Source organism: Bacillota bacterium, assembly GCA_013178045.1.
In the GTDB taxonomy this organism is placed as follows: Bacteria; Bacillota; Ch66; order Ch66; family Ch66; genus Ch66.
On sequence record JABLXP010000010.1, the window covers coordinates 59,525 to 66,449 of the forward strand.

At 50.6% G+C, this 6,925-nt stretch carries 8 protein-coding genes and 4 tRNA genes; all 12 read left to right on the forward strand.

Annotated features, from left to right (window positions below):
• The first annotated feature begins 75 nt into the window (after window positions 1–75).
• Window positions 76–1,053 (forward strand): 2-hydroxyacyl-CoA dehydratase, encoded by a 978-nt coding sequence (locus HPY81_06910; protein NPV27169.1) that lies wholly within the window; start codon window positions 76–78, stop codon window positions 1,051–1,053.
• A 6-nt stretch (window positions 1,054–1,059) separates the two neighbouring features.
• Window positions 1,060–1,827: a 2-hydroxyglutaryl-CoA dehydratase gene (locus tag HPY81_06915; GenBank protein ID NPV27170.1), complete on the forward strand. Its 768-nt coding sequence runs from the start codon at window positions 1,060–1,062 to the stop codon at window positions 1,825–1,827.
• Window positions 1,818–2,567, forward strand: a complete 750-nt coding sequence (locus HPY81_06920) for an MBL fold metallo-hydrolase (GenBank protein ID NPV27171.1) — start codon at window positions 1,818–1,820, stop codon at window positions 2,565–2,567. Before HPY81_06915 ends, HPY81_06920 begins: the two co-directional genes overlap by 10 nt.
• Before the next feature lie 35 nt (window positions 2,568–2,602).
• Window positions 2,603–3,448: a fumarate hydratase gene (locus HPY81_06925; GenBank protein NPV27172.1), complete on the forward strand. Its 846-nt coding sequence runs from the start codon at window positions 2,603–2,605 to the stop codon at window positions 3,446–3,448.
• A 24-nt stretch (window positions 3,449–3,472) separates the two neighbouring features.
• The gene (locus tag HPY81_06930) at window positions 3,473–4,036 is read left to right on the forward strand and encodes a Fe-S-containing hydro-lyase (GenBank protein ID NPV27173.1); all 564 of its coding nucleotides are present in this window, start codon (window positions 3,473–3,475) and stop codon (window positions 4,034–4,036) included.
• Window positions 4,037–4,095: 59 nt separating this feature from the next.
• Window positions 4,096–4,824 (forward strand): ribonuclease PH, encoded by a 729-nt coding sequence (rph, locus tag HPY81_06935; protein ID NPV27174.1) that lies wholly within the window; start codon window positions 4,096–4,098, stop codon window positions 4,822–4,824.
• 143 nt (window positions 4,825–4,967) lie between these two features.
• Complete coding sequence (locus HPY81_06940; protein ID NPV27175.1) at window positions 4,968–5,615, forward strand: XTP/dITP diphosphatase; 648 nt, start codon at window positions 4,968–4,970, stop codon at window positions 5,613–5,615.
• Window positions 5,593–6,069, forward strand: a complete 477-nt coding sequence (locus HPY81_06945; protein ID NPV27176.1) for a metallophosphoesterase — start codon at window positions 5,593–5,595, stop codon at window positions 6,067–6,069. The genes HPY81_06940 and HPY81_06945 overlap by 23 nt, the downstream gene beginning before the upstream one ends.
• A 157-nt stretch (window positions 6,070–6,226) precedes the next feature.
• Window positions 6,227–6,304 (forward strand) — tRNA-Pro (locus HPY81_06950).
• A gap of 7 nt (window positions 6,305–6,311) precedes the next feature.
• Window positions 6,312–6,385: transfer RNA gene (locus HPY81_06955), tRNA-Gly, on the forward strand.
• Window position 6,386: 1 nt separating this feature from the next.
• Window positions 6,387–6,463, forward strand: a tRNA-Arg gene (locus tag HPY81_06960).
• Window positions 6,464–6,511: 48 nt separating this feature from the next.
• Window positions 6,512–6,588, forward strand: a tRNA-His gene (locus HPY81_06965).
• The last annotated feature ends 337 nt before the right edge of the window (window positions 6,589–6,925 follow it).

Sequence of the window (6,925 nt, forward strand, 5' to 3'; positions counted from 1 at the left end):
TTGCTGACTTCGGTTTTTATATAGAAACCGAATACTAAAACAGTATTAGGCCATAAAAGGAGTAGGGGTTTAACTGTGGGCAAGATCGGACTCACGACAACGATTCCTGTAGAGGTGATTCTGGCAGCTGGTAGAACACCGGTTGACCTCAATAATATTTTGATTAGCAGCACAAATCCCGGCGAGAAAGTGGAAGCGGCGGAAGTAGCCGGTTATCCGCGCAATGTTTGTGGATGGATTAAGGGTTTATATACCGTGGCTAATGAACTAGAGGACCTGGAAGGGGTCATCGCGGTAACCCAGGGGGACTGTAGCAACACACATGCCTTAATGGAGACCCTGGAGTTGGCTGGGATTCAAACAATCCCATTTGCTTATCCCTATGACCGAGACCGCGATCTGCTGAAATTACAGATTGAGAAATTGATGGCTTATTTTGGGGTGAGCTGGAAACAAGTTAACGAGATCAAGCAGGAATTAGATCGGATACGCAGGAAGGTACTCCAGATTGACCGTTTAACCTGGGAAATGGGCCTGGTAAGCGGGTTTGAAAACCATTTGTTCCAAGTCAGCTGCAGCGACTTTGAGGGGGACTGGGTGAAATTCGAACGAAAGGTTGACCGTTTTCTGGAAGAACTGTCAGAGCGGCCATCGTCAGCTGGCTTGATACGACTGGGTTACATAGGAGTTCCCCCGATCGTGCTTGATTTGTATGATTACCTGGAAACAATCGGGGCACGGGTTGTTTTTAACGAGGTGCAACGTCAATTTGTCATGCCGCACCTGGCTGAAGACCTGGTCGAGCAGTATTTACTTTATACCTATCCGTACAACATTTTTGGACGGCTAAAGGACATAGAGGAGCAGATCCGGTTACGGCGGCTGGCGGGAATAATCCACTACACCCAGAGTTTTTGCTTCCGGCAGATTGAGGACCTGATCGTGAGAAAGACACTTGAACTACCCATTCTCAGTTTAGAAGGGGACAAGCCCAGCCGATTAGATGCCCGGAGCCGGTTGCGGATCGATGCCTTTATTGATATATTGAGGTGAAGAAACGTGATTTGCGGGATTGATTTGGGCAGCCGACAGGTGAAGATTGTCCTCATGCACAGTGGCCAACTACAAAAAATGATCAGTTATGAGACTATTGAGTTTTACCGGCAGTACGGGCGGCAGGAAAGTAATCAACTGGTTCTTTGCTTTGCAAATTTGCCTTTGGGCACTTGGGACAAAGTTGTTGCGACTGGCTATGGTCGAAACACAGTCCACGTCAAAGGAGCCGATAACATTCCCGAAATCCGTGCGCACGTTCTTGGCGCGATCTGGCAGACTAAATTATCGGATTTTACTCTCCTGGACCTCGGAGGGCAGGATGCCAAGGTGGTACAGGTTCGCCAGGGAAAAATCCAGGATTTCTTGACCAATGATAGGTGTGCGGCCAGTACGGGCCGATATCTAGAAAATATGGCGAATGTCCTGGCTATTTCCCCAACCGAACTAGGTCAATACAGTGATAATCCAGTAGACTTAAACGCGACCTGCGCGATTTTTGGTGAATCAGAACTGATTGGCAAAGTGCTGGAAGGCCACCCTTTAAGTCGTTTGGCGGCTGGAGTCAACTACACCATTTTTAAGCGGATTCGACCAATGTTAAATCAATTGCACAGCGAGGTGATCATCTTTACTGGAGGGGTGGCCCTGAATACCGCCCTGCAAGCCATTATTGCCAGGGAACTCAATGTTAAAGTACTGGTTCCCCCTTTTCCCCAGTACAACGGGGCAATTGGATGCTGTGTTTACGGAGGTGGTGATTTGTGCGGTTAACAGTCCTGGGTTGCTGGTCTCCATACCCGCGAGCCGGTGGTGCCTGTTCCAGTTATCTGCTGGAAATTGGCCATTTAAAGTTGCTGTTGGATTGTGGTAATGGGAGTTTCAGCCAGTTGCAGCGGGTGTTTGATTTTCGCCGGCTTGATGGGGTGCTGGTGAGCCACTTTCACGCTGATCACTCGGCGGACTTGTTTTGTTTAGAGCATGCTGTTGCTGGCAGCCAGCGTGATGGTTCTCGTCGAGCACCGCTGAAAGTTGTTGTCCCAGGAGAGCCGCAAATGAATTTTGAGTCGTTACTTAAGAAAAAGGAAGTTTTAGAGGTCATAACGTGGGAAAAACTAGTCAGTGGGCTTTTTACTTCGGTGAGCTTGGCGGCTTTGCCGACTACCCATCCCTTGGCCTGTTATGCGGTTAGCATCACCGAAACAAGCACGGGGCACAAGATAGTCTATACAGCGGATACCGCCTGGATGGACGGCTTGATCACATTTGCTCGAGACGCGGATTTGTTAGTCTGTGAAGCCAGCCTGCTCGAACGGGATCACGCTTATCGCAGTGTTGGCCACCTGACGGCGACCGAAGCGGGGAGGTTAGCCAGACTGGCGCGGGTTAAACGGCTGCTGCTTACTCATTTGTGGCCGGAATACGACCTGCCCACTCTGCTTGAGGAAGCCCGCCAGGAATTTTTGGGGGAGATCAAGCTGGCGACCGAAGGCTTATGCTTATTGGTTGAGTAACTGGTTCGAGGGTGAATGAGTAAAGGAGGAATATGATGAGAGAAATACCGGTTAATCAGGTCATTGATCTAGTAGAACGGTTGTGTATTGAAGCCAACTCGCTTTTAGGGCGGGATATCGCGGCCAGCCTGGAGGAAGCATTGGCTCATGAGGAATCGCCACTCGGACGCGATATACTTCAGCAGTTGCTGGATAATGCTGCTCTGGCCCGACAGACTGGTGGCCCAATGTGTCAGGATACCGGGGTGGCGGTTGTCTTTGTTGAGATAGGAGAGGAGGTTCACGTTGCTGGAGGTAGCCTGGAAAACGCGATTAATGAAGGGGTCAGACGGGGATACCTGAATGGGTACTTGAGAAAATCAGTGGTCAGTGACCCTTTATTCAAGCGGAAAAATACTGGGGACAACACGCCGGCGGTGATTCATTACCGCTTGGTCGCGGGAGATAAGCTGCGGATTACGGTTGCTCCTAAAGGGGCGGGAAGCGAAAACATGAGCGGGCTGAAAATGTTGAAACCCTCGGATGGCGTTGAGGGTTTGAAACGCTTTGTTCTGGAGATAGTCGACAGCGCTGGTTCCAATCCCTGTCCACCGATTGTGGTTGGTGTCGGTGTGGGGGGAACGATGGAAAAGGCTGCATTGCTGGCTAAAGAGGCGCTGGTTCGGCCAATCAATCAACGCCATCCGGACGCGGCGGTGGCCCAGTTGGAGCAAGAATTACTGGAACTGATCAACCAGCTCGGTATTGGTCCCCAGGGATTGGGAGGACGGTTTACTGCGTTGGCGGTGAATATTGAAATTTTTCCAACCCACATCGCCTGTCTGCCAGTTGCGGTGAACATCAACTGTCACTGTACCCGGCACGCTGAAGGCATTCTATAACAATTATCAAGGGAGGCGGGTAGAATGGAGAAAATCAGGCTGAAACCCCCACTAGATGAAAAAATGGCCCGGTCGCTTAAAGTTGGCGATCAGGTCTTGATTTCTGGCTCGATCTATGCTGCCCGAGATGCGGCGCACAAATTGATGGTTGAAGCCCTGGAGCGGGGGGAGAGTCTCCCGTTTGACCCGATGGACCAGATCATTTATTATGTAGGGCCCTGTCCAGCTCGACCCGGTGAGCCAATCGGAGCAGCGGGGCCCACGACCAGTGGGCGGATGGATGCCTATGCGCCGCTGCTTATTTCCAAAGGCATGCGCGGGATGATCGGGAAGGGTTTAAGAAGTTCGGCAGTAATTGAGGCGATGCAGAAATACGGGGGAGTCTATTTCGCAGCCATTGGGGGAGCGGGAGCCCTGCTGGCTAGGCGAATCAAGCGAGCCGAGGTGATTGCCTACCCGGAATTGGGTCCAGAAGCCCTGTACCGTTTTGAGGTTGAGGATTTTCCAGCAATTGTGGTTATTGACGCGGCTGGGAACAATCTCTATAAAATTGGACAAGAACAATACCGCCGGGTCGATCGATTGTGATGATCGAGGAAGCGTGGATTTTTGGATTTTGTTGAATGTGGTTTGGAGGCATGCTCATGATCAGAACTGATGGAAGAGAGAATGATGAGCTCAGACCGGTGAAGATGACAACCGACTACATAAAACACGCCGAGGGGTCGGTCTTGATTGAAGTAGGCGACACGAAGGTAATCTGCACGGCGACGGTCGAGGACAAGGTGCCACCTTTTCTCAAAGGGACTGGTCGAGGTTGGGTTACAGCTGAGTACTCGCTGCTTCCCCGGGCCACCCAGGTTCGCAACCAGCGGGAGGCGACCAAGGGAAGAATTGGAGGACGGACACATGAGATCCAGCGCTTAATCGGCCGTTCCTTGCGGTCAGTGGTGGATCTGTCCGTCCTGGGGGAACGGACCATCTGGTTGGATTGTGACGTTATCCAGGCCGACGGGGGGACCCGCACAGCATCGATTACCGGGGCGTTTGTTGCTCTGGTTATGTCCCTGGAGCGGTTGCGTCAGAACCAACTGCTGACGACTATCCCGGTGGTTGATTATCTGGCGGCGACGAGTGTGGGGAAGATTGAGGATGAGATCCTTTTGGACCTGGTTTACGATGAAGATTCTCGGGCTCAGGTGGACATGAACGTCGTGATGACTGGCGGCGGGAAATTTGTGGAGATTCAGGGTACAGCGGAGGAATACCCTTTCACCCGTGTTGAGCTAGAACAACTACTGAGCTATGCGGAAAAGGGAATCCGGGAACTCATTGCCCAGCAGAAGATTATCCTGGGTCATATACTGCCGGGGTAGACAATCCTGCCCTTCCTTAGCTATCAGTAGTCCAAGCTTGCTGCAGTGCAACTGTAAAGAGAACTAGGGATTTTGCTTAGCAGCCGGCGTTAGTAGAAGCAGTAAAATATCAGATGATTAATGATGTGTTTGGAGTTATTATGATGCATACAATTGTTTTAGCTACAAAGAATCTGGGTAAAATCAGGGAATTTGCCGAACTCTTAGCGGGCTGGCCGGTCCGCGTCCTATCGATTCGTGACTGGCCAGACCTTCCCGAGATAATCGAAGACGGGGCGACCTTCGCCGAGAACGCTTTAAAGAAAGCGCGAGCTGTATGCCAGCATACTGGTTTGCTTGCCCTGGCGGATGATTCCGGCCTGGAGGTTGATTATCTGGGCGGGGCGCCGGGAGTGCTTTCGGCCCGGTTTGCTGGTGAGCCGATTGATGACGACCGCAATAACCGTAAATTGCTAACTTTGCTTGAGGGTGTTCCCCTGGAGCAAAGAACGGCCCGTTTCCGGTGCGTTATTGCGATTGTTACTCCGACCAGCGAAAGTTTTCTGACAGAAGGAATATGTGAAGGGATCATTGGCCAGGAGTTGGCCGGGACCGGGGGATTTGGCTATGATCCCTTGTTTTACCTTCCAGCCTATGGACGGACGATGGCCCAGCTCAGCCTTGAGGTGAAGAATTCGATCAGCCACCGGGCTAAAGCGTTACGGGAAGCTTCGCGGGTGTTGTTAGAATTGCTTGGCGAGAGTTCCCCACCGGCAGGGGGTGGACCAGGTGCGAATTGGCGTGCTGAGTGACAGCCATGGGAATCTAAATCTGGCCCGCCAGGCGTTCGACCAGATGGGAAAGATCGACTTGCTCCTCCACGCCGGCGACTACTACGCGGATGCTTGGAAACTGGCGAAAGATGGCGGAATTCCAGTGAAAGCCGTAACGGGAAACTGTGATTTTCATTCGCCCGGGCCGCAGGAAGAAATAGTTCAAGCAGGTAAAAAACGCATTCTTTTGACTCATGGGCATGCCTACCGGGTCAAGTATTCCTATCTCAGCCTTTTTTACCGGGCCAAAGAATTAGAAGTGGACGTGGTCGTCTTTGGGCATACCCACATCGCAGAATACCAGGTGATGGAAGGTGTGGTTTTGTTTAACCCAGGAAGTATTGCCTTGCCACGTCGGGGAAAAGCTACCTTCGGCATAATTACCTGTGAACAGGAGCAAGTACAGGCGCATATTATGACGCTGGTTCGGTAAAATTAATGAAGCGATGCCTAACTACACGAAAGAAAAGCAAAGAAATAACAGCTCATTTCGAGATAGCTTGAGTATACAATTGTAAAACCAAAGGAAATGGGCTATAATATTTTTGACGACCGGAGTGTTTTCCGGTATACTAATTCTTGCGGTTTGTCGGGGCGTAGCGCAGCTTGGATAGCGCACTTGGCTTGGGACCAAGGGGTCGGGGGTTCAAATCCCTCCGCCCCGACCATAGTTTTGCGGGTGTAGCTCAATGGTAGAGCCCTAGCCTTCCAAGCTAGTTGCGTGGGTTCGATTCCCATCACCCGCTCCAGGTCCCCGTAGCTCAGCTGGACAGAGCAACGGCCTTCTAAGCCGTGTGTCGGGGGTTCGAATCCCTCCGGGGACGCCATTAAGGACTTATGTGGTAGTGGCGACTATCTGTAGTTTGATTAATATGGTGGGTGTAGCTCAGTTGGCTAGAGCATCAGATTGTGGCTCTGAGGGTCGTGGGTTCGAGTCCCATCACCCACCCCATTAAAAAACCCGAAAACGCTTGATATTTCTGGGATTCTAAGATTTTTAAAACTTGAGAAGGGCAGGGCAATATTTCCAATAAAACAATCTGTTGACTTATTAGCCTGAAGGTATATAATGAAACTGAAGATTAAGTGATTATCGAAAGTTTGTAAAGATGCGTTGGCACTAATAAGTTAAAATACTTTTCAACTAATGAATATAAAATATTGAGCCTTTTGCAATTTTCCAACACTTGATTTACTAAGGATTTTAGGGCCATAAAAAAGGACTTCACCCCAATTTGGAGAAGTTTTCAAGTAACCAAACCGAAAACCCCATAAAGGAGTGAAGTCAC